This is a genomic window from Sorangium sp. So ce295, from assembly GCF_051527405.1.
GTDB lineage: Bacteria > Myxococcota_A > Polyangia > Polyangiales > Polyangiaceae > Sorangium > Sorangium cellulosum_B.
The window spans coordinates 6,974,972-6,996,848 of record NZ_CP150324.1 but is presented as its reverse complement, the minus strand read 5'-3'; the positions used below and the strand labels follow the sequence as shown (position 1 = coordinate 6,996,848).

The following is a 21,877-nucleotide window of genomic DNA, read 5'->3' as shown; positions in this document are numbered from 1 at the left end:
GCCGGCCCGTCACACGCGCGGGAGGAACGTCACCTTGCCGGTCTCGAGGGCGTACTCGGCGCCCACGATCAGCATGCCTTCCTCGGTGCACAGCCGCTCGAGAAGCCGGCTGCCGTGCCGGAGGTGATCGCACGAGTTGCGCACGTTGGCGCGCACCGCCTCGCGCAGGAGAAAGCTCCTGTCGGCGTGGCGGCCGGCGGCGCTCACCACCGTCTCGACGGGAGCTCGGCAGCGCTCGACGATATCGCGGATGTTGTCGGTGAGGTGGCCGCCGTGGTCCTCGTCGAGCAGCTCGCTCAGCGTGGCGTCGATGGCGCCGCAACGCGAGTGGCCCATCACCACGGCAAGGCGGGTCCCGAAGGCGGCGGCGGCGAACTCCACGCTGCCCACGAGCGAGGGCGCCACCACGTTGCCCGCGACCCGGATGACGAACAGGTCCCCGAGCCCCTGGTCGAAGATGAGCTCCGATGGCGCCCGCGAGTCCGAGCAGCTGAGGATGATGGCGAAGGGCTGCTGCCCCTCCACGAGGGCGGCCCGCGCCCGCGCTCCCATCACGACGTGCTCGCCGCGGACGTTGTCCACGAAGCGCCGGTTGCCCTCGATCAGGCGTTCCAGCGCCTGATCGGCCGTCACGACGGGAGAGGCGGGCGGAGCGTTGCTGAGTCCCATGCTGACCGGCCACGGTGGGGGACCGGGCCGCGGGCGTCAATGGGTGAAATTTCCGCCTCACATGTCAGCTGCCGGGCTCATGGCTCATCGCTCGCGCAGCGCCACCGCCGCGCCGCCGCCTCGCAAACGCCGCGAGCGCCGCGGCGGCCCCGAGCGCGGCCAGCGGCCCGCGCGGCGCGCCCCTCGGGATCGCGCACCCGCAGCCTTCGCCTTCAGCTTCCGGCTCCTTCGCCAGATCGACCACCACGCTGACCTGGTCGGTCGCCTCCAGGATCCCGTCGCTGACCGTCACCTCGAACGCCAGGGCCGTCGTCGCGGCGACCTCGGGCGCCACGAAGGTCGCCCGCGCGCCCTCGCCGGTCAGCTCGACCGCGGGCCCCGCCGTCTGCACCCAGGAGAACGTCAGCGTGTCCTCCTCGGGATCCGAGCTCCCCGAGGCGTCGAGCGTCACGAGCTCGCCGATCGCGACCGCCTGGTCCGCCCCCGCGTCGGCCACGGGCCCGCCCTGGCAGGAGGCGGTGTCCTCGACCACCGTCGCGAACGGCTTGTTCTTCAGGCCCGCGAACCCGATGTCATCGAGCTCCCAGCCGGCGTCGCCCGCGGCCGCGTCCGTGCCGACGCGGAACCGCACCTGCACCGTCTTCCCGGCGAACGCGGTCCCCAGGTCGATCGCCACGTGGTCGACCTCGGGCCACGAGGGGCTCTGGCCGACGAAGGCCCTCCGCCTGCCCAGCGGATTGCCCGACTCCACGGTGACCCTCCCGGTGTAGCCGGGCTGCGCGCGACTCCCGATGTCCCGCCATGTCGCGCCGCCGTCGGCGCTGATCTCGACCACCGCGCCATCCCAGAACGTCTCGTCGCTCGTCTCGAACCGGTGCCGGTGCGCGAACGTCAGCACGAAGCGCTCGGACTCGCTGACCTCCAGGGCCGGCGAGACAAGCGCCGTGTCGGACACGCTCCCGAGGTTGACGCCGCGCCACACGCGGTTCGGCGCGGTCCCCTCGGCGCGCGACCAGACGAGCTCGCTGGAGAGCCCCTCGACGCGCCAGGTCGTGCGCTGCGCCTCCACGTCGTCGACCGACGAGGACGCCGGCAGCTCGTCGAAGTTCACGCGGCGCACCAGGGCCTCGACCCGCACCGGCGTGCACGCCGCGGCGCTCTTCAGCGTCAGGCTGAGCTCGAGGTCCTCGGCGGGCGGCACGGTCCGGTCGAGCTTCACCGCCACGGTCGCGGTCCCGGTCGCGAACGGCGCGATGTCGCCGAACGACGCGCGCGCGCCGTCCGGGAACGTCACCCCGGCGGAGGGCGCCTCGATGGACGCCACCGCCCCGGTCAGGGGCGCCGCGCCGCGATTGACGATCTCGATCGCGATCGTGCCGGACTCCTCCGCGTCGAGCAGCCCGTCGCGGTCGCAGGAGCCGGCGCTGTCATCGAGCTCCGCCCGGACCAGCGAGATCTCGGGCTGGACGCCGAAGCTCTCCACGACGCCGGAGAAATCGTGCGAGTCGGCGCGCGGGGACACGGCGCACGTGCCGGCGCCGCGCCGGGCGAACGCCTCCGCCAGCGCGAGGAAGTCGCCCTGATCGCTGGCGAGCGCGGCGGCGAGGAGGGCGTCGCGCTGCTCGGTGTACGTCGGGCTCACCGGCGCGAGCTGCATGCCGGCCACCACGTAATCGCTCATCCGCCGCCGGGTCTGCTCGAACGCGCGCGGCGGGGTCAGGCCGCTGCCGTGCCGGATCAGCCCGACGTAGGCCTCGAACAGCATGCTCGCCCAGACCTCTCCCGCGTTGTGCTCCTCGGAGTTGTCGGTGGACGAGGAGCTGAGCGGGTGGTCGGGGAGGCGGGCGCCCTCCGAGATGTGCTTGAACGTCAGCCCGTTCCTCGTGAAGTCGACGGAGTAGGGGGCGCGGCGGATGCCGAAGTAGCTGTCGCCGAGCGCCGCGCTCCCGTAGCTCGAGAGCGGGAAGACGCCGTCGAGGTCGTCGCCGTCGCGCAGCGCCATGTGCAGGGCGATGAAGTCGCCCCACCCCTCGCTCTGCGCGCCGCACATCTTCGTGCCGCACGCGACCTGACGGAGGTGGATGTAATGGCCCCACTCGTGCGCCACGATGGTGTTGTCGATCGTGCCGTCGCGCTCGACGCCGGGCTCGCGGGTCATGGTGACCGTGAGCGGCGCGTCCGCGGCGGCGAGCGCCGCCTTGAGCGCGCTGCCGTCCTCCTGCGAGACGCTCTGGGCGGGGGTCGTCACCTCGGGGGCCTCGCCGGACAGCCGCGGGGCCCCGTCGCTCTCCCGGTTGTTGGCGATGATCACGCCGATGGCGCCCGCCGCCTGCGCGCTCTGCGCCTTCTCGGCGAAGGTGCACCCGCCCCGGTCGACGAGGGCGATCTTGCCGGCCACGTCGCTCGTGATCGGCCCGCACGCGTCGCCGCGGGGCTCGGCGCCGTCCTGGGCGAGGGCGAGCTCGCCGGTGACCTCGTAGCGCCGGGGCCCGAACAGGGCGGTGTTCGACGCGTAGCTGGCGTTCTGCGGCGTGACGCTCAGCGAGCGCTGATCCGGCCCGGACCACAGGTACATCTGCATCCGGGGCGACGCGCCGTCGTACGTCGCGTCCATGTTCGCGTTGTCGCGGCTGCCGCCGGTCGCGTCGTCCTGCGCCTCCGCGAGGAGCGGATCGCCGTCGAGGCCGCCCCGGCCGAGGTTGTCGCGCTGGGCGTTGCCCGCGGCCTCGGTGAAGCCGGAGTCGTAGTACCAGTCATGGAGCCAGTTCGTGACGTAGAAGATCTGGGTGACGGCCGCCATGGTCTGCTCGGGCGTGGCGAGCGGATCGGCGAGCGGGTCATAGAGGTGATCGAACGAGCCCGGCCCCGAGAGCGCCGCGCGGATATCGCCGCTGGAGAACCCGTCGGGCGCGTTGTGGTCCGCGTAGGCGTCGACGTTGTTGCCGCGGGTCGAGGTCGCGTCGGCCGGCAGCCACGGATCGGCCCCGCCGTCGAGGTTCGTGTTGAAGCCATCGATGGAGATGAGGCTCGGCGCGACGAAGCGAGGGACCTGGCCGTCGGGCCGCCCGGTCGGGTGCGGCGAGAGATCCGCGAGGGGGCCGTCGAGCGGCGTGTGATCGCCCCCTTCCTCCGCCCAGACCCGGTAATCGAACGCGGCGTGGGAGAGGTTCTCCCGGGAGAGCATCTGACCGTCGCTGGCCCCGAACACCCAGGCGTACGCCGCGGAGCTCGTGCCGCCGGCGTCGCCCGAGACGAGCTCGACGAAGTAGCCGGCGACGAGCCGGTCGGGCAGGGGAAAGAGCACCTTCCTGACCCGCGCCGGCTGCGTGAAGCGCAGGCTCCCGGCGCGCTGGCGCGCGTGATCGGTGTCCGCGATGTCGAAGAGCCGATACCCGCCCTTCGCCTCGCCGAGCTCGCGGAGGTCGGCCGTCTTGATGTCGATGCGGTGCGCGTCGCGCAGGGCGCGGACGACCGCCTGCGCCGGCGAGCCGGAGAACGCCCGGCCGCGGAGCGCGCCGGCCGCCGGCGAGGCGGCGACGGGCGGCAAGGGGACGGCCGACGCGTGGAGGTTGCCCGCGAGGGCGACGAGCCCGAGGTCGCGCTTCATGAGCACCTTGAGCCCGCTCCGGAAGACCGGGATCCCGTCGACGTCCTGGCCCAGCGTCACGACGATGCCGCCGCGCCCGGTGTCGTGGACGTGGCGCACCACGGCCGTATCGAGCGCGGCCTGCGGGAGGCCGTAGAGGTGCGCGTACCGCTGCACGTACCACCGGGCCGCGGCCTCGGGCGTCGCGTGGGTCGCGGCCGGCGGGCGGTGGCCCGGGGACGTCGCCCACACGAAGGTGGGCACCCCGCGCTGCGGATCGGTCGACGCCACGACGGCGCGCGTCGTCGACGCGCGCTCGTCGACGTCGATGACGCGCGCGCGGACGGGCGGCGCGGGTGGGGCCTTGAAGTATGCGTCGTAGTTCGGGCGCTCCCGCGCATGGGCGATGGGGCCTGCGAGCAGCGCGAGCGATAGCGCGGTGTACCGAACTGAGACCTTCATGTTCATCGATTCTCCGACTCCGAGGGGACGACGCATGACCGGCTGCGCGCGGGTAGGTCGCGCGCTGCCTCCCCGGGCGCCTCGCGCCCACCCGTCGAATCCGCGGCGCGAGGCAACCTAGCCCCAGCGCGCGCGCAGGGAAAGCGCGATGGCTATCGCCCTGTCCGGCGTCGTAAGGCGCCTCTCATGCGATCTCGTCCGGGCGCTCCCGAGAGCGCGAGTCACGCGGCGCCGACACCAGAATGGAATAGAGAAGCAATCCTTGCTGGCGCATTGCATGAATCCATGAATTGCCGTGTCATGCGTCCTCGCGAGGCGAGCCGAGCGGTTCCCTCGGTCGCCGCGGGGTGGGCAGGAGGGTGGTTGTCGCGCCCGCGATCGGCTCCAGGACCTGGACGGCGTCGGGTCGGCTCGCGCGGCGCGTCGTGCAGGGCCGGCTCGCGGGGCGCGGGCTCGCGCGGCGCGTCGTGCGGCGCCGGCTCGCGGGGTGCGGGCTCGCGCGGCGCGTCGTGCAGCGCCGGCTCATCGGGTGCGAGCCCGTGTGGTGCGGACTCATGCAGGGCTGGCGCCGCGAGCCAGCTCACGCGCGGGGTGCCGGTATGACGAAGCGCTGACATGGCGCCCGACCCCCGGGGATTATCTTCGCAAAACCCAACGTGATTCACGCCTTGCACATCGAGACCAAGCTCGTCTCCGAAGAGCTCTGCGTACTGTTGCGTCAGGTCGATCCCGCGGTCTTCGTCTTCCATGACGAACCCGAGGTTCGCGCCCGGGTCGAGCGGGTAGCGTCGCGGCTCCGCGAGCTCGTCGTGGCGGCCGAGCGCGACGATGCCGGGGGCAGGATCGAGCGGCTCCGCGAGCGGCTCCGCGTGCTGCTCGCGGCGGTCGAGCGGGCGACCCCGACCGGAACACCCTCGCCCAAGGCGGCGTGGATTGCGTTCCAGCGAGAGGTGCAGCCTGCCTACGAGTCGCTGCTGCTGACGCTGCGCGGCGTGGTCGCCGCGCCGCCGAGCGTCAGGCCCACGAACCATGTGCGCAGCCTGTGGCACGTGGGCATGGGGCTCCTGGTGCTCGGGCTGATCCAGCTCCTGCCGGAGCGCGGCTGGCTCGTGGCCGCGAGCGGCGCGTTCGTGGTGGCGGTGTGGTCGATGGAGATCGCCCGCCGGGTCAGCGAGCGGGTCAATGAGCGGCTGATGGGGGTCTTCCGGCTCGTGGCGCACCCGCACGAGCGCTACCGGGTGAACTCGTCGACCTGGTACGTGACAGCGCTCTTCTTGCTGGCGCTGTTCGGGACGCGGCTGAGCCAGTCGCTCGCCGTGGTGGTGCTGGCGGTGGCCGATCCGGCGGCGGCCCTCATCGGCCGCCGCTTCGGCCGCACGCGGCTGCGCGACGGCCGCTCGCTGGAGGGCACGCTCGCCTTCTTCGCGGCGGGCGCGCTGAGCGCCCTCGCCGTGATGTGGGCGCTCGGTCCGGCGTCGCTCTCCTCGCGGCTCCTCCTGGCCGCCGTCGCGGGCCTGGCCGGGGCGGCGACCGAGCTGTTCTCGACGCGGATGGACGACAACTTCACGATCCCGGTCGCCGTGGCGGCCGCGGTGACGGTCGCCGGCGCGGTCTGACGTCGTCTGACGTCAGTTGGCGTCAGCTTACGTCAGCTCACGTCAGGCCCCATCTCGCCGCCGATCTCCAGCGCGAGGCGAGCGAGGTACTGTCTCATGAACTCCGCGCGTCGCGCGCCCTCGCGGCGCCCTGCGGCCGTCGTGAGGCTCTCGGCGGTCTTGAACAGCTTCACGTGGAAGTGGTCGATCGCGTTCACCCGGTCGTCCCACGGCCTCCGCTCGGCGAACGGATCCCCGGGATCGTAGAACCGCACGCCGAGCAGGCCGCCCACGGCGAAGCAGCGGGCTATCCCGATCGCGCCCAGGCCGTCGAGGCGGTCGGCGTCCTGGACCACCCTGGCCTCGAGGGTCGTCGGCTCGATCCCTGCGCTGTAGCTGTGGCTCTCGATGGCGTGGGCGATGTCGGGGAGGAACGCCTCGGGGTACTCGACGCTCCGCAGGAACCGCAGCGCCTCCTCCGCGGAGAGCCGCGACGCCTGGGAGCGCCTGGGGTCGTTCTTGGGGACGTTGACGAGATCGTGCAGCCACGCCGCGGGGACGACGATCTCGAGCCTTGCCCCTTCGTCCGCCGCGAGCGCCTTGGCCGTGGCGACCACCCTCGCGAAGTGCGCCAGATCATGGGCCGGATCCTTGCCGAGGTCGGTCTCCTCGAGCTTCTTTGCGAAGAGCGCTTCCCAGTCCTTCATCTCCCGCCTCATAGACGCGGACCCCGACCCGCGCAACGGCTCTGCGCGGCGCCCGAGTCACCGGCACACCTCGAATTGCCCGAGGGGGTGCGCCACGCCGTTGACCATCACATCGATGCTGTGGCGACCGGGATAGTGACGGCGGGTCGTCAGCTCCTCGAAGGAGACCTTGCCGGTGATCTCGGCTCGACCCGACGGCGGCAAGACGAGCTTCCGCAGCTTGAAGACCTTTGGCCGCGTCGCGCCGTTCGCCTTCACGAAGTGCACGGCGCAGTCGACGATCAGCTCCTGGTCGCGCGGGGCCGTCGACGCGAGCTCGAACGAGAAGCGTAGCTCTCCGCCGAGCTTCACCGATCGCGGGGACAGCGCCGCCGAGGCGATCGCGACGCTCGGCGCCGCGCCGAAGCCGAGCGCGTCGAGCGCGCCGCGATCACCCTTCTTGACGAGCGAGCGCAGCGCGTGGCGCACGATCCATTGCCGCCCGGGTGGCGCTCCGTCGAGCCAGCGCCGGCAGAGGCTCGCCGCGACGTCCGGGTGGTCCTTGCCGATGTCATTGATGTTGTTGGCGACGGAGCGCTGCACGTAGCGCTCCGGATCGTCCTTCAGGAGCTCGAGCAGCTCGATGACCGGCCCCGGATCCTGCTGGAAAGCGCGGAGCCGCGGGGCCCACGGCAGCCGCGGGCGCGTCCCCTCGGAGACGAGCCGGCGCACATGGACGTTCGGGTCCACGGCCCACGTGCGGAGCCGGCGGAGCGTCGCGTCGGGGTACCTCGTCAGGAACGCGCGGATGCTGAACTCGGCGGAGAACCGCTTCGTCAGCTCGACTTGCGCGGTCATCGCGTCCTCGAAGTGATCGAGACCGCGCTTCGCCACATAGAACACGTGCGGCATGTACTGCAGCGGCGCGAGGCCGAACACGTCGCTCCGATCGAGCTCGGGCCCGAGGGAGGCGACGATCACCCGAGCTGCCTCCGGAAAGGGCTGCGGAAGATGGTGGTGCATCACGTCCGCGATGTGGGAGGCGCGGCCCGTCAGCTCGAGATCGGAGAGGCCGGCCAGGCAGTCGCGGGCGAAGCCGCGCTCGTCGAGGCCAGGGTGCGCCGAGCGGAGGTTGCGGGCGATCGAGCGGACGCACCGCTCGTCGAAGAGGTCCTTCAGCCGGTCAGCCATGGGCATCTGTCGGTGCGAGGACGACGAGGCCGATTGGCCAGGTTTTCGTCAGGTTGGACATGGGCGTTGACTAGCGTGAGACCCTGACAGATTCTGTCACCATATGTCGCGCGCCGTCCGCGTCATGGAGCTCTCCGACCTGCTTCGCGCGCGGGGAGCGACGACCGTCGGCGAGCTGGCCGCCGCGCTCGGGGTCAGCGCCCGCACCGTGCGCAGGGACCTCGCGACGCTGAGGGAGCGCGGCCTCAACATCGAGGGCGAGGCCGGCCCCGGCGGGGGGATCCGGCTCGACGCCGGCCGGGGCGTCACCGCCGTGCACCTCTCGGTCGCCGAGATCGTGACGCTCTGGCTCTCCGCGCGCCTCTCTCAGGCCGCGAGCGACCTTCCGTGGAGCGACGCTGCCAGCTCCGCGCTGGCCAAGCTGCTCAGCAGCCTTCCTCCTGAACGAGCGCGAGAGCTGCGCGCCCTCTGCCGCAGGGTCATCGTCGGCGATCCGGCGAGCGGGCCAGTGCGCGCCGGAGCCGGGGCGCCCCCTGCAGAGCTGGTGAGGCTCTTCGAGGAGTCGTTCTCCGCCGGCGTCGGCCTCGGGTTCGACTACCAGGACCGCGAGGGGAGGACGTCGAGGCGACGCGTCGAGCCGCACGGCCTCCTGATCCAGAGCCCTGTCTGGTACGTGCTCGCCCTGGACACGGGGAAGAACGAGCCGCGAATGTTCAGGATGGATCGCATCTCGACCCCCCGCGTCCTGCGGGAGATCGCGTTTCGTCCGAGCGCCGATGTCATCTGGACGCTCCTGCCGGAGGAGTGCGCGTGGCGGCCGCTCCTCGGCGACCGACCATGAAGCTCGGCCAAAACGGATGGACACCGTTCAGGCTCCGATCCTGTGCCCCCAACGGTTCGACCCGGCGGAGCCTGGGAGTCCCGGTGTCGTATGGTTGCGCGCATCGGCTCTGCCTGATAGCTTAGGTTTGATACAACACACGACATCCTGGCGAGTGACCAGAACGAAGCGCGACGTCCGGTACACGGGGTGTGTGCTCGATTCCGGGCGATTGCAGAGAGAGCTCCCGCCGAGCAGTGACCAGCGATCGATGGCGCACGGCCCTCATGCCCCCTGAGGCCGTGCTCGCCTGCGTGCGGTGGCCGGTGTCGCGCGGGTAGATACGGGCTTCGTGCTCGCCGAGGTTGTTGATCCACGCCTCTCGTCGCTGGATGGCCCCCCATCCAGTCGACGATCAAGGGGACATTGTGTGTGATGGCCATCCTTGAGGACTCGAACCAAGGAGCTTGAATGAACCGTTCAGCCGCGAGATGGGCGACCATCTCCTTCGCTGCCCTGACTGCCTCTCTGTTCGGCGGTCCGGCGTCCGCGCACGTGCCGGAGGGAGATCCGCCGGACAGGGACGCGGTCCTCGACTGGAACGCCGTCGCTCTGGACGCGGTCGCGGAGGACACCGCCCGCGCGCGCGGGCGGGACCAGCGCGGGCCGACGCGCGTCTCACGGGCCCTCGCGATCGTCCATGCGGCGATCTTCGACGCCGTGAACTCGATCGTCCCGAGGTACGAGCCGTACTCCATCCTCCTCGACATGCCGGATGCGTCCATCGATGCGGCGGTGGCCACGGCAGCTCACCGCACGCTGACGGCTTTGTTCCCGAGGCAGAGGGCGCTGCTCGACAGGAGGCTCGAGGAGTACCTGGCCGAGATCCCGGAGAGCGACGCCAGGGAGGACGGTCGCGCGCTGGGCGGCGCCGTCGCCGACGAGATCCTCGCGGAGCGGGAGAACGACAGATCAGACGCCCCGATGCCTTACACCCCAGACCTCGCCCCCGGCCGGCATCGCGTCGATCCGCTCTATCCCGATCAGGGGTACTTGACCCCGAGGTGGGGGAGGGTTCGGCCGTTCGCCATCGAGAGCGGCGCCGAGTTCCGGTCTCCGCCGCCGCCGCCGCTGTGGAGCCTGGAGTACGCGTTGAGCTTCTATGAGGTCTTCCTGCTGGGTGGCGACGGCCAGCGCACCCCGACCGCGCGCACGCCGGAACAGACCGTCATCGGGATCTTCTGGTCGTATGAAGCCGCCCCGCGCCTCGGGGAGCCGCCCCGGCTCTACAACCAGGTCGCGCGGGTCCTCGCGGTCGAGGAGTGCAACTCGGAGGTCGAGAACGCTCGTTACTTTGCGCTGGTCAACGTCGCGCTGGCCGACGCCGCCATCGCCACGTGGGAGACGAAATACCACTACGAATTCTGGCGGCCGATCGTCGCGATCCGTCGGGCCGACAGGGATGGCAACTCGCTCACCGTAGCTGACAGGCGGTGGACGCCCCTCGGATCCCCCGGCAGCAACCAGGGCCCGCCGCGCATGACCCCACCGTTCCCGGCGTACACCTCCGGGCACGCGAGCTTCGGGGCTGCCATGTTCCAGGTGTTGACCCGCTATTACGGGACGGACCGTATCCCCTTCTGCTTCATGTCCGACGAGTACAACGGGGTAACGACGGACGAGCGGGGCAACGTCCGCCCCGAGATCACGCGCTGCTATTCCAGCTTCGAGGAGGCGTCCCGGGAGAACGCGGTCAGCCGCATCTACCTGGGCGTCCACTGGAGGTTCGATGGCGAGCAGGGGATCCGTCAGGGCAAGCGCGTCGGAGACGCCGTCTTCGACGGGATCCTCCAGCCGCTTCCTTGACGAGCTCGCCAGGGGAGCCGCTCGATCCATCGAGAGGAGATCCGTCGCCTCACCGCGGGTCTCCCCGGCCCCGGCCAGCCTCTCAGTTCATGAGCCGGGAGCGAGCGGGGGCCCACCGCTCGGGCCGCGGCGCGGAGAGCGGACCCGCGTGGTGGTGGACCATCTTCCATTGCCCGTCTTCGAGGACGAACACGTTGGTCGCGCACAGGTGTGCAGGCTCGTCGCCGCTCGCCTCGTAGCACGTGACGAAGGCGAAGTCCCCGAAGAGGTGCGCCGAGGCGCCCTGGCAGCGCATGCGCAGGGGCGAGGTCTGGCGCAAGAGCTGGCTCCAGCTCTCGAGCACGCTGGCGCGCCCCGAGAGCGCCTCCATGCCGGGATGGGCGCAGGCCAGGGGCGCCCGCTCGGCCCACACCCGGCACATCGCCTGGTAATCCCCGGCGCGGAACGCCTCGTAAAAGGCCTCGTTTGCGGCCAGGACAAGCCGTTCCGCCGCGACGCGCTCCTCGACGCTCATGCAGCGACCATGCTCCCCGGCCAGCGCGGGCGCAAGGGCCTCGACGGCGTCGTCTCGGCGCCTCGCCCGTGTAGCGGAGCATCGACGAAAGGAACCGCGCGAGCGCCTGATCCAGGTGCGTCCTGGTCAGGGCCGTGACGGCGAACCGGTACGCCCATTTGCTCGCGAGACCACCCGCGGCGAGGATGATGATGGCGGTGGCGATCGCCCTGAGCGTGGCGGCGGAAGGTACGAATTCCTCGGGGTGCATGGTGCGGCGTGCGCGCCGCCCGGGCGTAGAGGATCTGCCCGCCGGCCTCAAGGGCTGCCGAGCAGCGCGCCGCCGCGCGCGCGGCCGACGCGCGGTCGACAGCGCGTCAGGCCGTCGGGTGAATCTCCGAGCCCGCGGCGCGGTGGGGAGGCGCCGCCGCGAGCTGGTTGATGTGCACGTGCTGGCTCGGTACGGGGAGCCCCAGCTTGCCGAGCTCCTCGCGGATGATCTTGGTCGTGGCGAAGTAGACGTCCCAGTAATGATCGGTGTGGCAGAAGGGCCGGACGGCCAGCACGGGCCCGGCGAGCGTGAAATCCAGGATCTCGACGCTGGGCGCAGGGGTCTTCGCGACGTTGGGGATGAGCGCCAGGTGCGCCTTGAGCCGCGTGATCGCCGCCTCGTGATCCGCGCCGTGGGCGAGCTGCGCGGTGCAGTCGACGCGGCGGACCGGGTTCGTGCTGAAGTTCTGGATCGTGTCGCTGAAGATCTTGTTGTTGCCCACGATGGTGCGGACGTTGTCGGGCGTGTCGAGGGTGGTCGCGAACAGGCCGATCGAGTGGACGGTGCCCGTCACGCCGCCGGCGGTCACGTAATCCCCGGTCTTGAAGGGGCGCAGGAGGATCATGAAGATGCCGGCCGCGAGGTTCGACAGGAGGCCGGACCATGCCATGCCGACGGCGATGCCGATCGCGGCGAGCAGGCTGGCGAAGGTGGTCGTCTCGACGCCGAAGACGCTGAGCACGGCGATGACGAGCAGGATATTCAGCAGCACGGACGCCGCCGACTCCAGGTAATGAGCCAGCGTCGTGTCGAGCTTCTTCAGCGCGGAGCTGCGCTGCATCATCGACAGGATCCCCCGGATGATCATGCGGCCGATGACCCAGACCAGGATCGCGCCCACGATCTTCCCGCCGACGCTCACCCCGAGCGCTACCCCCATGTCCACGTACCGCTGAACCCTCTCGTCCATCTCAAGCCTCCTGACGACGTATGCGCCGCTCGCGGGGGCGTCCGTGCAAGGCGCATGCGCGACACGCCTTGCTGGATCTGCCCCCCGGCGGCCAGCCTTATCACACCGGCGGGCCGCTCCGCGAGGGGCGTGAGCGAGATTTTCGAGCCTCAGCGCTGCGGCCTTCAGACATCAGGCGGCCGCGGAGCGGATACCTCGTTGTAGCGAAGGAGCAACGGGCGGCGGGGCCGCGCACCAGGCGGGCGTGTCCAGCCAAGGAGCAGGCCGAGGCGATCTTCGTCGCCGCCGAGGTGATGCTCGACGAGCGGAGAGCGGCCGCGGGCCAGCGGCATGGGCAGAGAACGGCGTGGCCGGCGTACGGGGCTGTGAACCGGCTCAATGAAGACTATGTCCAAAGGCCCTCGGGTTGATCGGGAATTTCAAACCAATGACCAGCCCGTACTCCGTGCCATACGAAGGTATCGTCGCGCCAGCTCCCCCGTCGAACGGAAGGGCGAGTCGAAAGCCCGCGTAGGCGATGGGGAGCGCGATGAAGGGGACGATCTGCGCCCCATACGTCCGGGCGTTCGACCGGCCCGCGCCCTCGGTATACATCGAGAGCTCGGCGCCGACCGGGCCGAACCCACCCTGGAAACCGAGCGCCAACCTCTCGTGGACCTGCCGGTCGGCGACGAGCTGCGCCTGCACGACGGCGCCTATCCAGGCGAACGAGCGCTGTCCGTACCACGCGAGGCTACCCTCGACGCCGGCGCCAACGGCGTCATCGGCGTTCTCGCGGCCAGTATAGCTGAAGAGGCCCCCCACGCTCACGACCGGGTCGCCAGGGCGCCCCACATTGGGCCAACCTTCCGCGGGAACCACCACGGGGGGAGGGCTCGTTGCGGGGGGCACGCCGTCCGCCTGCGCCGATGCGGAGCCAACGAGAAGGCAAGCGCCGACGAGGACCGCCGTGACCGACGACTGGTTCATGCATCTGTGATCTAGCCCATGCGACTCGGCCCGTCACGATGCAGGCGCAGGCGAGCGGAAGACGCGCTCCGGGAGCGCCGTGCTAGGCTCTCCTGCCATGGTGCAGCTCTCGCGCGCGGAGCAGGTCGCGGCGCTCGCGCGGATGATCTCCGCGCTCGACGCCCGGCCGGCGCCGCACTTCGACGCCTTCGCGGCCCTGTTCCACGGGAAGAGCCTGCGGAAGGGCGAGGCGTTCGTGCGGGCGGGCGAGGCGAGCGACTCGGTGGCGCTCGTCAACTCCGGCATCGCGAGGATGTTTTACACGCGGAGCGATGGGAAGGAGTTCAACAAGGGGTTCATCTCCGCGCCGGACTTCATGTCGGTGCTGGAGGCGCTGATCACAAGGGAGCCCGCCCGGCTGACGATCCAGGCGCTGACCCCGATGCAGCTCTTCGTCGCGCCCTACTCGCGGCTGAGCGAGCTCTGTGAGCGCGACATCTACTGGGAGCGGGTGAGCCGCCGGATCGTGGAGCGGGTGTACCTGAAGAAGGTGCGCCGCGAGGCGTCGCTGCTGATGGATCCGGCCGCCGAGCGCTATCGCGGGTTCCTCGCAGAGCACGGGGCCGTGGCGCGGCGCGTGCCCGACTACCACATCGCCGCCTATCTCGGCATCACACCCGAGGCCCTGAGCCGCCTGAAGCGCGCGGCGACCAGGTCCGCTGCTTCTTGACCTAGGTCAAGGTGCGATCTCGCTCCGCTGGTCATGGTCTCCCGCATGACGACGGAACGAACCAAGCGAGACGGCGAGCGCACAGCGACGGAACCCACGCGCGGCCCGGAGCGCCGCGGAGCGCCGCGGGGCGCGGCCCGAAGGACGGCGCTGATCGCGGGCCTCGCGGTCGTGCTCGCCGGCTCGGCGCTTGTCGCGTGCGGCGCGGCGGCGCCGAGGCTCCACCCCGTGTTCCCCGAGCGCCCGGCGGCAGAGAGACCCAGAGGGAAGATCCTGTTCGTCCTCAGCGCCGCGCGAGAGCAGACGCTCGCCGACAGCTCGAAGCGCGCGACCGGCACCTTCCTCGGCGAGTTCTACGAGCCGTACCTGGCCGTCACCGGCGCGGGGCACGAGGTCGTGTTCGCGACCGACGGCGGCGCCGCCCCGGCGATCGACCCGGAGAGCCTCGACGAGCGGTACTGGGGAGACGGAGCGCGGCGCGCGCAAGCGCAGCGCTTCGTCGAGCGTGCCCCGGAGGTCCGCGCGCCGCTCAGCCTGAAGGCGGCGCGCGCCGCGGCCGACTCGTTCGACGGCATCGTCGTTCCCGGCGGACAGGGGGTGATGGTCGACCTGCTCGACAACGCGGATCTGCACGCGCTGCTCGCTCACTTTGGCGCGAAACACCAGCCCGTGGGGCTCATCTGCCACGCGCCGGCGGTGCTCACCCGCCTGCGGCAGCCGCATCCGCTCAGCGGTCGGACGGTGACGTCGGTCTCGTCGCTCGAGGAGTTTTATATCGAGACCTTCGTGATGGGGGCCGACGCCCAGGTCCGGGGCATCGGCGAGCAGCTCGAGGACCACGGTTACGAGCACGAGGCCGCATTCCCCGGGAGCGCCTATGCGCAGCGGGATTGCAACCTCGTGACCAGCCAGAATCCCTTCTCCACCGATCGGTTCAGCGCGCTGTACCTGGAGGCCCTGGCCGACTACCGGCGCGGCGCTCGCTGCGCCGAGGATGCCGGCGAGGGCCATCGATAGGCCTGCTCGGCGGAGCGAGGGCCATGGATCTCCCTGGCCCGTTCGGGCGCCGGCGCTGCGCTCGCGCGCCGCGATCTCCTCGCGCGACTCGCAGATCACCCGCTCCACATCCCGCAGCGCCTGCACCGCCGGGATCGACCCAAAGCCGAGGTGGACGCGGAGCTTCAGCTCCACGGGCGCCGCGGTCGCGGCTGGGAGCGCGCGGGGAGCGGGCCGCGCTGTTCAGTTCAGCGGGAGCAGCAGGCGATCGGAGTTCACCGCGGGATTGCCGCCCTGGAGCGGCGGAGCCTCCGCCGGAGAGCGGCCCCCATCACAGCGAGGTAGAAGGCGCTCGCGCCGTTGCCGGACGCCCCTTGACCCATGGTGCAGCCAGTGTCTGCCGGCTCGTCCACTCCGGGGCCGCTCGAAGTGCTCGTCGGACCCGGGGTTTCATCGCCGCCGGCGCCGGCAGCGCTGCTGGATGCGGTCGCCGTCCCCGAGCCGCCATCGCCGCCAGCGCCGGCGGTGGTGCTCGTCGAGCTTCCGCTCGCCGAGCCGCCGCCCTCGCCTCCGGCGCCAGCATCGCCGCCCCTGCCGCCTGCACCAGCGACATCGCCGCCAGCGCCGCCCATGCCGCCAGAACCGGACTCACCGCCGCCGGCGCCGCCGGAGCCGCTGGTCCCGGATCCACCGCTGCCAGCGCCGCCAGTCGTGGACGTTCCGCCGCCAGCGCCGCCAGTTCCCGGCTCACCCCCGCCAGCGTTGCCAGCGCCGCCAGCACCGGAATCACCGCCGCCGACGCCGCCAGTTGCCGGCTCGCCCCCGCCAGCGCCGCCCGCGCCGCCAGCACCGGGAACACCGCCGCCAGCGCCGCCCTCTCCGCCAGCGCCCGTGCTGCAGCCGTTGTCCCCGGGGCCGTGCCATCGAGGATCGTACAGCTCCGCGTCCCTGTTGGGGCCGACGATGAGGACATGGCCGCTCGGCAGGAGCGCGGACGTGGAAAAGCCGTGCGAGAGCAATGTCGACGGCGCAGCTGTCCAGGAGTTCGTCGCGGGGCTGTACATCTGCGCCGTCGTCCCTGAGATGACGAGCACCTCGCCTGTCGTCAGCAGCGTGGCAACATGGCTGACACCCGACAGCTGGCTCATGGACCCTGTGGGAGTCCAGACGTTCGTCACCGGGTCGTAGGTCTCCGCGGCTCCCCCGACGACGAGCACGCGACCGTCCAGGAGCCGCGTCGCCGTGGGCTTGCCCCGAGGCACCGTCATGGGCGCCACGAGAGACCAGCGCCGGGTCGCGGGATCGTAGATCTCGGCGCTGGCGATCGGCTCGGCGGTCGAGATGTCGAAATCGTCGAATCCCTGTATCCCGCCGACGACCAGCACCCTGCCGTCGTTCAGCAGCGTCGCCGCGTGCTCCGCCCGGCTTGCTTTCATCGGCTCGAGGGTGACCCAGGTGTCGTCGGCTGGACGATACAGCGCGGCCGATCCGGTCCTGCGGACGCGGAACGGCTCCATCGGGTAATCCATCACCGCGCCTCCCGCGATGAGCACGTCGCCGCTTCCGAGCAACGTCGCCGTGTGGTTGGATCGACGCTCCTCGTCGGGCGCGGCCAGCGTCCAGGCATCCGCCGCCGGGTCGTAGATTTCGTTGTACAGATCCGTCTCGGAATCATCGAAGCGGCCCCCGCTGATCAACACCCTGCCGTCGGCGAGGCGTGTCAGGTCGGGGAGAGACCGCTCGAAGCTCAGAGGCGCCGCCAGGGAAAACGTCGTGCTCGATGGATCGTAGAGCTCGGTTGTCTTCGTACCGGCGTTGCCGCCCGCGACAAGGATCTTCCCGTCCTCCAGCTCCACGGTCTTCGCGTAATTCCGCAAGGCGTTCAGGGGGCCGAGCTGCGTCCCCGAGGGCGCGACCGACGGGTCATAGATCTCGGCGCCCGGCGCGGTCGAAGTCCCGCCGACCAACAGGACCCGTCCATCCGGGAGCAGCGTCGCCGTGGCGCTGCCGCGGCTCACTTCGCTCCTGGGCCCCGTCGAGAAGGTCCGCGTGCTCGGATCGTAAAGGTCGGGCGGCTGGTTGCCAGAGACGAAGACCCGCCCGTCGCACAGCCGCGTCGCCGTGTGCCAGCCGCGCCGAAAGCTCATCTTGTTCTTCGCGAGCGTCCATGTGTTGGCTTCCGGATCGTAGGTCTCGGCCTCGGAATCCCAGTCATAGCCGGTCACCAGCACGTCACCGTCCTCCAGCAGGGTCGCCGTGAGCATCCACCTGGCGCGGAGCATGTTGGGCCCCGGGGTCCACGCGCCCGTCGCGGGATCGTAGATCTCGACGCTCGACACCACGCTGGCTCCGATGATCCTGCCTCCGGCGACCAGCACGCGGCCGTCCTGCAAGCGCCTCGCCGCGTGCTCCCTGCGCACGACCAGCGCCGCGGGCGTCGGCGTCCAGGCGTCCGACACGGGATCGTAGAGCTCGGCGGCGGCCGCTGGTGCGGCGCCAGCCGGAGCGCCCCCGGCGACGAGCACCCGCCCGTCCGCGAGCTCGGTCGCTGTGTGTCCGGAGCGCTCCGAGGTCATGGTCGCGGCGGGGGTCCACGAGTCGGTCGTCGGATCGTAGAGCTCCGCGGTGGCGACCCACGCGGCGCCGGTCATGGCGCCGCCCGTGACCAGCACCCTGCCGTCGGCGAGCAGGGTCGCCGTGTGAGCCGACCGCGGCTGGCTCATCGGAGCAGCGGGCAACCACGCATCGAGCGCGGGATCGTAGATGGCCGCGCTGGCGAGGTGGTACTGGTCTGACGAGCTGAGCCATCGCCGCCCGCCCGTGATGAGCACCCTGCCGTCGGGCAGCGAGGTCGCGGTGTGCTCGTGGCGGAGCGTCGCCTCGGAGGCGGCCGTGACGGTCCATGACGGGTCCACGAGGAGCGGCGAGCCCGTCTCCTCGACCCAGAGCGAGATCTCATCGCCTTCTACCTCCAGGCGCGTCGGGACGCGCTGGAGCGGTGACGCATAGGCCTCGGGAGCCGCCACGATGATCCGCGGCTCCCCTGCCGCGTCGAGGACCTCCACGTTCGCGCCGCGGCGGCGGAGGCGCGCCCCCTCGACTTGCCATGACGCAACAGGTCCCGCGGCGGGCGCACCGTCGGGGAACCAGAGCCACTCTTCCGCGCCGTGCCGCTGCGCCGTCCAGAGCGCGAAGCCGCCCGCGCGCGGGTACGCGAGGGCAGCGCCGATCTTCTGGACCTCACCGAGCGCGCCGCGCTCGCGCACCTCGATGCCGAGGCCACCCGGCAGGTCGAATCGCATGGCGCCGCTCCCGTCCGCGGGGAACGCGAGCGTCAGGCCGCCGCGCGACGGGCTCGCCGCGAGCTCGAAGCCCGCTGGGGTGGGCACGAGCGCGTCGTCGCCGCGGAGCGCGGCGCGGGCGCGCTCCGCGAACTGCGCCTCCAGCGCCTCGACGTCGAGCGCCTCGCTCGAGGGCGCCGCGCAGCCGAGCGCGCATATCAGATAGACGATCCAGAGCAGCGCCACGCATCGCGCGGAGCGCCACCCAGCCCAGGGAACCTTGCTTGAGCCCATACCCTCCTCGATTCTCGCGAGCGAGCCTCGTGCGAACCCATCGGCCTGTCGCGCAGCGCGCCCGGCGCTCCGTGGGGTGCAGCTCGCATCGCAAAAATTCAGAGGTTCGCGACGGAATGTTGCAGCGTTCGCCGGAACGTTCGACTTGTCGCGCCTGCTCGAGGTGGGTGGCATTCAACCGCGCAGGAGGGGGGCGGAGGCCGCGCGGGAGAGCGCCGCCTCCGCTTTTCGCTACGTCGTGAGCGACAGGCCGCGCACGTACTCGGCGAGCGCCCGCTCGGCGCTGGCCACCGCCTCCCGCGCGCCCGGGAGCTTCGCCGACACCGCCGCGATCCGGTCTTCCTGCTCGCCCAGCGTCTTGAGGTAGCGCTCGTGGAGCGCGCTCCCCGGAGGCACGACCTTGAGGTTGTCGCGCACGCGCGCCTGCTCGGCGCGCAGCGCCTCGATCTCGGACTTGAGGGCCGAGAGCGCGCGCTGCTTTTCGGCGAGCGCGGCCCTGAGCTCCGCGAGCCGCGCGAGCGCCGCGCGCAGCGCCTCGGGGATCTCGCGCGACGACAGGACCACCTCGAGCTGCTCGCCGGAGAGGCCCGAGAGCGCCACCGTGTGCGAGATGGGCTGCTCCAGCGCGACGGTCACGCGCGCCGTCTCGCCCGCGGCGACCTCGCGCCGGACGCGGTAGCGGTCGCGCGTCGCCTCGACGCCTTCCCTGGGCTCGGCGAGGTCCCAGCCGGCGATGCGCGGGTGCTCGATGAGCAGGACGCGCGGCTCGCGCGCCGCGCCCACGATCGTGTAGACCGTCACCTTGCGGGCGGTCCTGACGATCTCGAGCATGCCGCCCTGGATCGTGGCGCGCGAGAACACCTCCTCGCCCCGCTCCTCGCGGTCGATTCTCACCTTCCGGTCCACGGCGAAGCTCACGATCCGCGATTCGCCCGGGGGCAGCGGCGAGAGGCGCGCGTCGCCGACGTAGGTGACGATTCCCCGGCTCGAGCGCTCGTAGACCGTGATCGCGCCGGCCGGGAGGGTCGTGTCACCGTCGTTCCTCAGGCGGACCGAGGCGAGCGGGCTGCGCGCGCTCGCCTCCGGCTGATAGAGCCACAGCCGCTCTGCCGGGATCTCGCGCTGGACGATCGGGAGGAGCGCCGTCTGCCCGCTCGCGATCGTGAGCGGCGCCGGGAAGTGGAACACGACCTGCGTCGCCGCCTCCGCGGGCTCCGGCTCGACCTTCTCGGAGGGCACGGTGACCGCCGCGGCGGGCGCGCGGGCCTCGTCGGCGCCCCCGCCGGCGCGGTAGCCCATGCGCCGCGCCGCCCTGGCCGCGAGCCCCGCGGCGCCCTCGTCGAGCCGCGGCAGCACGCGCTCGGCGACGTCGACGGGCACCTCCGGCCGGGCCACATAATAGATCTCGTAGAGCGCCTGGCGGAACGTCACGGGGTCTCCCGACACCAGGGTGAAATCCACGTTCTGCCAGTCGCTGCCGCTCTGGTTCTCGACGACGGCCCACCCGGCGAGCGCCCCGGTCTTCGTCTGCGCGTCTTCCGGCACCGTGAGCCGATACGTCGTCTTCCAGAGCGGCACCTCGATGACGTAGGCCACGCGGACCACCCGCTCGCCCTCGCCGGCCGTGCGCACGACGAGCTCGCGGCGGTTGCGCTCCCGCCGGCTCGAGAGCCCGACCAGCGCCGCGCCGACCTGCTGCCGCAGCCGCTCCTCGACGAGCTCCACGCTCTCGAGCTCCTCCAGGACGACCTGCTTCAGCGCGCCCTCCGACATCAGCGAGAGCCGGTGCCGGTCCTCCGAGCCGCCGTGCGGCAGCGCCGCCTGCGCCGTGGTGACCCCGACGATGCGCCCGGCGATGGCCCCTTGCGCCCCTCGCGTCCGCACCTCGGCGCCGCGGAGCGCGTTCAGCAGGGCGGCCTCGGACTCGAGCGCGCCCTCGTCGAACGGGAGCTCGCGGAACAGATCGCGCAGCGGCTCCCTCCCGGGAAGCGTGATATTCCCCGTCACGCCGCGATCGTCATAGACAACGATGCTCTTCAATACATCGTCGACCTGATCGAGCCGCACCTCGAGCCGGAGCTCGGCGTCGCCGCGCACGCGCGCCTCGTGCTCGAAATATCCGACTCCGCCCGTCGAGAGCACCACCCGCCTTAGCAGCAGCGTGTCCGACGAGGCCCCCGATCGGGCCGGATCCATCGCGGCGGCCCGCAGCGTCGCTGCGGTCCTCAATCCATGGTTCATCGTCGCCTCCCCCGGCGGAGGCGTGCGATGGCCCCGCCCTGCGGGTGTCCATAACGCCCCTCCGGGGGGCGTCAACGACGGTGGCTGGCCGGGAGTTCGGGCGCGGCGCCGCGCGTCAGCCGCGCGAGGCCTCGAGCTGCTTCACGACCGCGAGCGCCTCGTCGACGTGGCGGGTCGCGCGGAGCTGGGAGGAGAAGGCATGTCGAACGATGCCGTCGCGATCGATGACGAACGTCACGCGGCCCGGGAGGAGGCCAAAGAGCGACTTGACGCCGTAGCGCGCGGCGGTCTCCCCGCCAGGGTCGCTGAGCAGCGTCATGGGCAGGCGGTATTTGTCGGCGAATTGCTGGTGAGACCCCGCCGAGTCGGCGCTCACCCCGAGGACCTCGGCGCCCGCCTCCGCGAACGCATCGTAATGGTCGCGGAACGCGCACGACTCCGCCGTGCATCCAGGGGTGTCGTCCTTGGGATAGAAGAACAGGACAACGGTCTTCTTGCCCCGGAAGTCGGAGAGCTTGACCGTCTCCCGCTTCTGCGATTGCAGGCTGAAATCAGGGGCTGTCTCACCGACGGACAGGGTGGATTTTCCGAGCATGGTGTCTCCTCTACCCGATGCGCCGCGCCGCGTCCAAGGCCCCCGCGGAGCGCGGCGGCTCGCCGGCGAGCCGCCGCGGGCCGCCTGCCGTGACGGCCTCCTGCGCCCTGGATCACGAAGAACTTGAGGAAGCGGTCATGAACGCCCGCTGGGCGCGACGGACGCCGGCCGCGGGCGGGAGAT

15 protein-coding genes are annotated in these 21,877 nt (G+C 71.5%); 5 read left to right on the top strand and 10 right to left on the bottom strand.

Annotated elements, in window-relative coordinates; all coding sequences use genetic code 11:
* Nucleotides 1-9: 9 nt before the first annotated feature.
* On the bottom strand, nt 10-669 hold the full coding sequence (locus WMF11_RS26440) for a carbonic anhydrase (RefSeq protein ID WP_437902081.1): 660 nt from the start codon (nt 667-669) through the stop codon (nt 10-12).
* A gap of 64 nt (nt 670-733) precedes the next feature.
* Complete coding sequence (locus tag WMF11_RS26435; protein WP_437972674.1) at nt 734-4,717, bottom strand: M36 family metallopeptidase; 3,984 nt, start codon at nt 4,715-4,717, stop codon at nt 734-736.
* A gap of 668 nt (nt 4,718-5,385) precedes the next feature.
* Between WMF11_RS26435 and WMF11_RS26430 the strand changes: the two genes are divergently transcribed.
* A complete protein-coding gene (locus WMF11_RS26430) occupies nt 5,386-6,333 on the top strand; it encodes a diacylglycerol/polyprenol kinase family protein (RefSeq protein ID WP_437972673.1) in 948 nt (315 codons plus the stop codon).
* A gap of 32 nt (nt 6,334-6,365) precedes the next feature.
* On the opposite strand, the gene WMF11_RS26425 is transcribed toward WMF11_RS26430, so the two are convergent.
* Both WMF11_RS26425 and WMF11_RS26420 read right to left on the bottom strand, forming a co-directional pair.
* A complete protein-coding gene (locus WMF11_RS26425; protein WP_437540709.1) occupies nt 6,366-7,019 on the bottom strand; it encodes an HD domain-containing protein in 654 nt (217 codons plus the stop codon).
* 57 nt (nt 7,020-7,076) lie between these two features.
* Nucleotides 7,077-8,189 carry a DNA alkylation repair protein gene (locus WMF11_RS26420; RefSeq protein WP_437902078.1) on the bottom strand — a complete coding sequence of 371 codons (1,113 nt, stop codon included), beginning with the start codon at nt 8,187-8,189 and terminating at the stop codon, nt 7,077-7,079.
* A 103-nt stretch (nt 8,190-8,292) separates the two neighbouring features.
* On the opposite strand from WMF11_RS26420, the gene WMF11_RS26415 reads away from it, so the two are divergent.
* Both WMF11_RS26415 and WMF11_RS26410 read left to right on the top strand, forming a co-directional pair.
* Nucleotides 8,293-9,030 (top strand): helix-turn-helix transcriptional regulator, encoded by a 738-nt coding sequence (locus WMF11_RS26415; protein ID WP_437972672.1) that lies wholly within the window; start codon nt 8,293-8,295, stop codon nt 9,028-9,030.
* A gap of 450 nt (nt 9,031-9,480) precedes the next feature.
* Entirely contained in the window at nt 9,481-10,875 is a 1,395-nt protein-coding gene (locus WMF11_RS26410; RefSeq protein ID WP_437972671.1) for a phosphatase PAP2 family protein, read from the top strand.
* A gap of 82 nt (nt 10,876-10,957) precedes the next feature.
* Here the strand turns inward: WMF11_RS26410 and WMF11_RS26405 are convergent, their stop codons facing one another.
* From WMF11_RS26405 to WMF11_RS26395, 3 genes are all read right to left on the bottom strand, one after another.
* A complete protein-coding gene (locus WMF11_RS26405; protein ID WP_437540703.1) occupies nt 10,958-11,389 on the bottom strand; it encodes a nuclear transport factor 2 family protein in 432 nt (143 codons plus the stop codon).
* 356 nt (nt 11,390-11,745) lie between these two features.
* Nucleotides 11,746-12,609: a mechanosensitive ion channel family protein gene (locus WMF11_RS26400; RefSeq protein WP_437540699.1), complete on the bottom strand. Its 864-nt coding sequence runs from the start codon at nt 12,607-12,609 to the stop codon at nt 11,746-11,748.
* Nucleotides 12,610-12,984: 375 nt separating this feature from the next.
* Nucleotides 12,985-13,578 (bottom strand): hypothetical protein, encoded by a 594-nt coding sequence (locus WMF11_RS26395; protein WP_437972670.1) that lies wholly within the window; start codon nt 13,576-13,578, stop codon nt 12,985-12,987.
* A gap of 97 nt (nt 13,579-13,675) precedes the next feature.
* Here WMF11_RS26395 and WMF11_RS26390 point away from each other — a divergent pair, with 97 nt between their 5' ends.
* Together WMF11_RS26390 and WMF11_RS26385 are read left to right on the top strand one after the other, a co-directional pair.
* Entirely contained in the window at nt 13,676-14,287 is a 612-nt protein-coding gene (locus tag WMF11_RS26390) for a Crp/Fnr family transcriptional regulator (RefSeq protein ID WP_437540697.1), read from the top strand.
* A gap of 45 nt (nt 14,288-14,332) precedes the next feature.
* Nucleotides 14,333-15,304, top strand: a complete 972-nt coding sequence (locus WMF11_RS26385) for a DJ-1/PfpI family protein (protein WP_437902074.1) — start codon at nt 14,333-14,335, stop codon at nt 15,302-15,304.
* Nucleotides 15,305-15,558: 254 nt separating this feature from the next.
* On the opposite strand, the gene WMF11_RS26380 is transcribed toward WMF11_RS26385, so the two are convergent.
* From WMF11_RS26380 to WMF11_RS26370, 3 genes are all read right to left on the bottom strand, one after another.
* Nucleotides 15,559-18,858 carry a kelch repeat-containing protein gene (locus WMF11_RS26380; protein ID WP_437972669.1) on the bottom strand — a complete coding sequence of 1,100 codons (3,300 nt, stop codon included), beginning with the start codon at nt 18,856-18,858 and terminating at the stop codon, nt 15,559-15,561.
* 231 nt (nt 18,859-19,089) lie between these two features.
* Entirely contained in the window at nt 19,090-21,099 is a 2,010-nt protein-coding gene (locus tag WMF11_RS26375) for a DUF4139 domain-containing protein (protein WP_437902072.1), read from the bottom strand.
* A 115-nt stretch (nt 21,100-21,214) separates the two neighbouring features.
* Nucleotides 21,215-21,694, bottom strand: a complete 480-nt coding sequence (locus WMF11_RS26370; protein ID WP_437540689.1) for a peroxiredoxin — start codon at nt 21,692-21,694, stop codon at nt 21,215-21,217.
* Nucleotides 21,695-21,877 lie beyond the last annotated feature (183 nt).

Excerpts from the sequence above, each read along its gene's own strand:
- WMF11_RS26415 (WP_437972672.1), top strand. The coding sequence starts at position 8,293 with ATGTCGCGCGCCGTCCGCGTCATGGAGCTCTCCGACCTGCTTCGCGCG.
- WMF11_RS26375 (WP_437902072.1), bottom strand. The coding sequence starts at position 21,099 with ATGAACCATGGATTGAGGACCGCAGCGACGCTGCGGGCCGCCGCGATG.
- WMF11_RS26380 (WP_437972669.1), bottom strand. The coding sequence starts at position 18,858 with ATGGGCTCAAGCAAGGTTCCCTGGGCTGGGTGGCGCTCCGCGCGATGC.
- WMF11_RS26390 (WP_437540697.1), top strand. The coding sequence starts at position 13,676 with ATGGTGCAGCTCTCGCGCGCGGAGCAGGTCGCGGCGCTCGCGCGGATG.
- WMF11_RS26435 (WP_437972674.1), bottom strand. The coding sequence starts at position 4,717 with ATGAAGGTCTCAGTTCGGTACACCGCGCTATCGCTCGCGCTGCTCGCA.
- WMF11_RS26385 (WP_437902074.1), top strand. The coding sequence starts at position 14,333 with ATGACGACGGAACGAACCAAGCGAGACGGCGAGCGCACAGCGACGGAA.
- WMF11_RS26420 (WP_437902078.1), bottom strand. The coding sequence starts at position 8,189 with ATGGCTGACCGGCTGAAGGACCTCTTCGACGAGCGGTGCGTCCGCTCG.
- WMF11_RS26400 (WP_437540699.1), bottom strand. The coding sequence starts at position 12,609 with ATGGACGAGAGGGTTCAGCGGTACGTGGACATGGGGGTAGCGCTCGGG.
- WMF11_RS26425 (WP_437540709.1), bottom strand. The coding sequence starts at position 7,019 with ATGAAGGACTGGGAAGCGCTCTTCGCAAAGAAGCTCGAGGAGACCGAC.
- WMF11_RS26405 (WP_437540703.1), bottom strand. The coding sequence starts at position 11,389 with ATGAGCGTCGAGGAGCGCGTCGCGGCGGAACGGCTTGTCCTGGCCGCA.
- WMF11_RS26410 (WP_437972671.1), top strand. The coding sequence starts at position 9,481 with ATGAACCGTTCAGCCGCGAGATGGGCGACCATCTCCTTCGCTGCCCTG.
- WMF11_RS26440 (WP_437902081.1), bottom strand. The coding sequence starts at position 669 with ATGGGACTCAGCAACGCTCCGCCCGCCTCTCCCGTCGTGACGGCCGAT.
- WMF11_RS26370 (WP_437540689.1), bottom strand. The coding sequence starts at position 21,694 with ATGCTCGGAAAATCCACCCTGTCCGTCGGTGAGACAGCCCCTGATTTC.
- WMF11_RS26395 (WP_437972670.1), bottom strand. The coding sequence starts at position 13,578 with ATGAACCAGTCGTCGGTCACGGCGGTCCTCGTCGGCGCTTGCCTTCTC.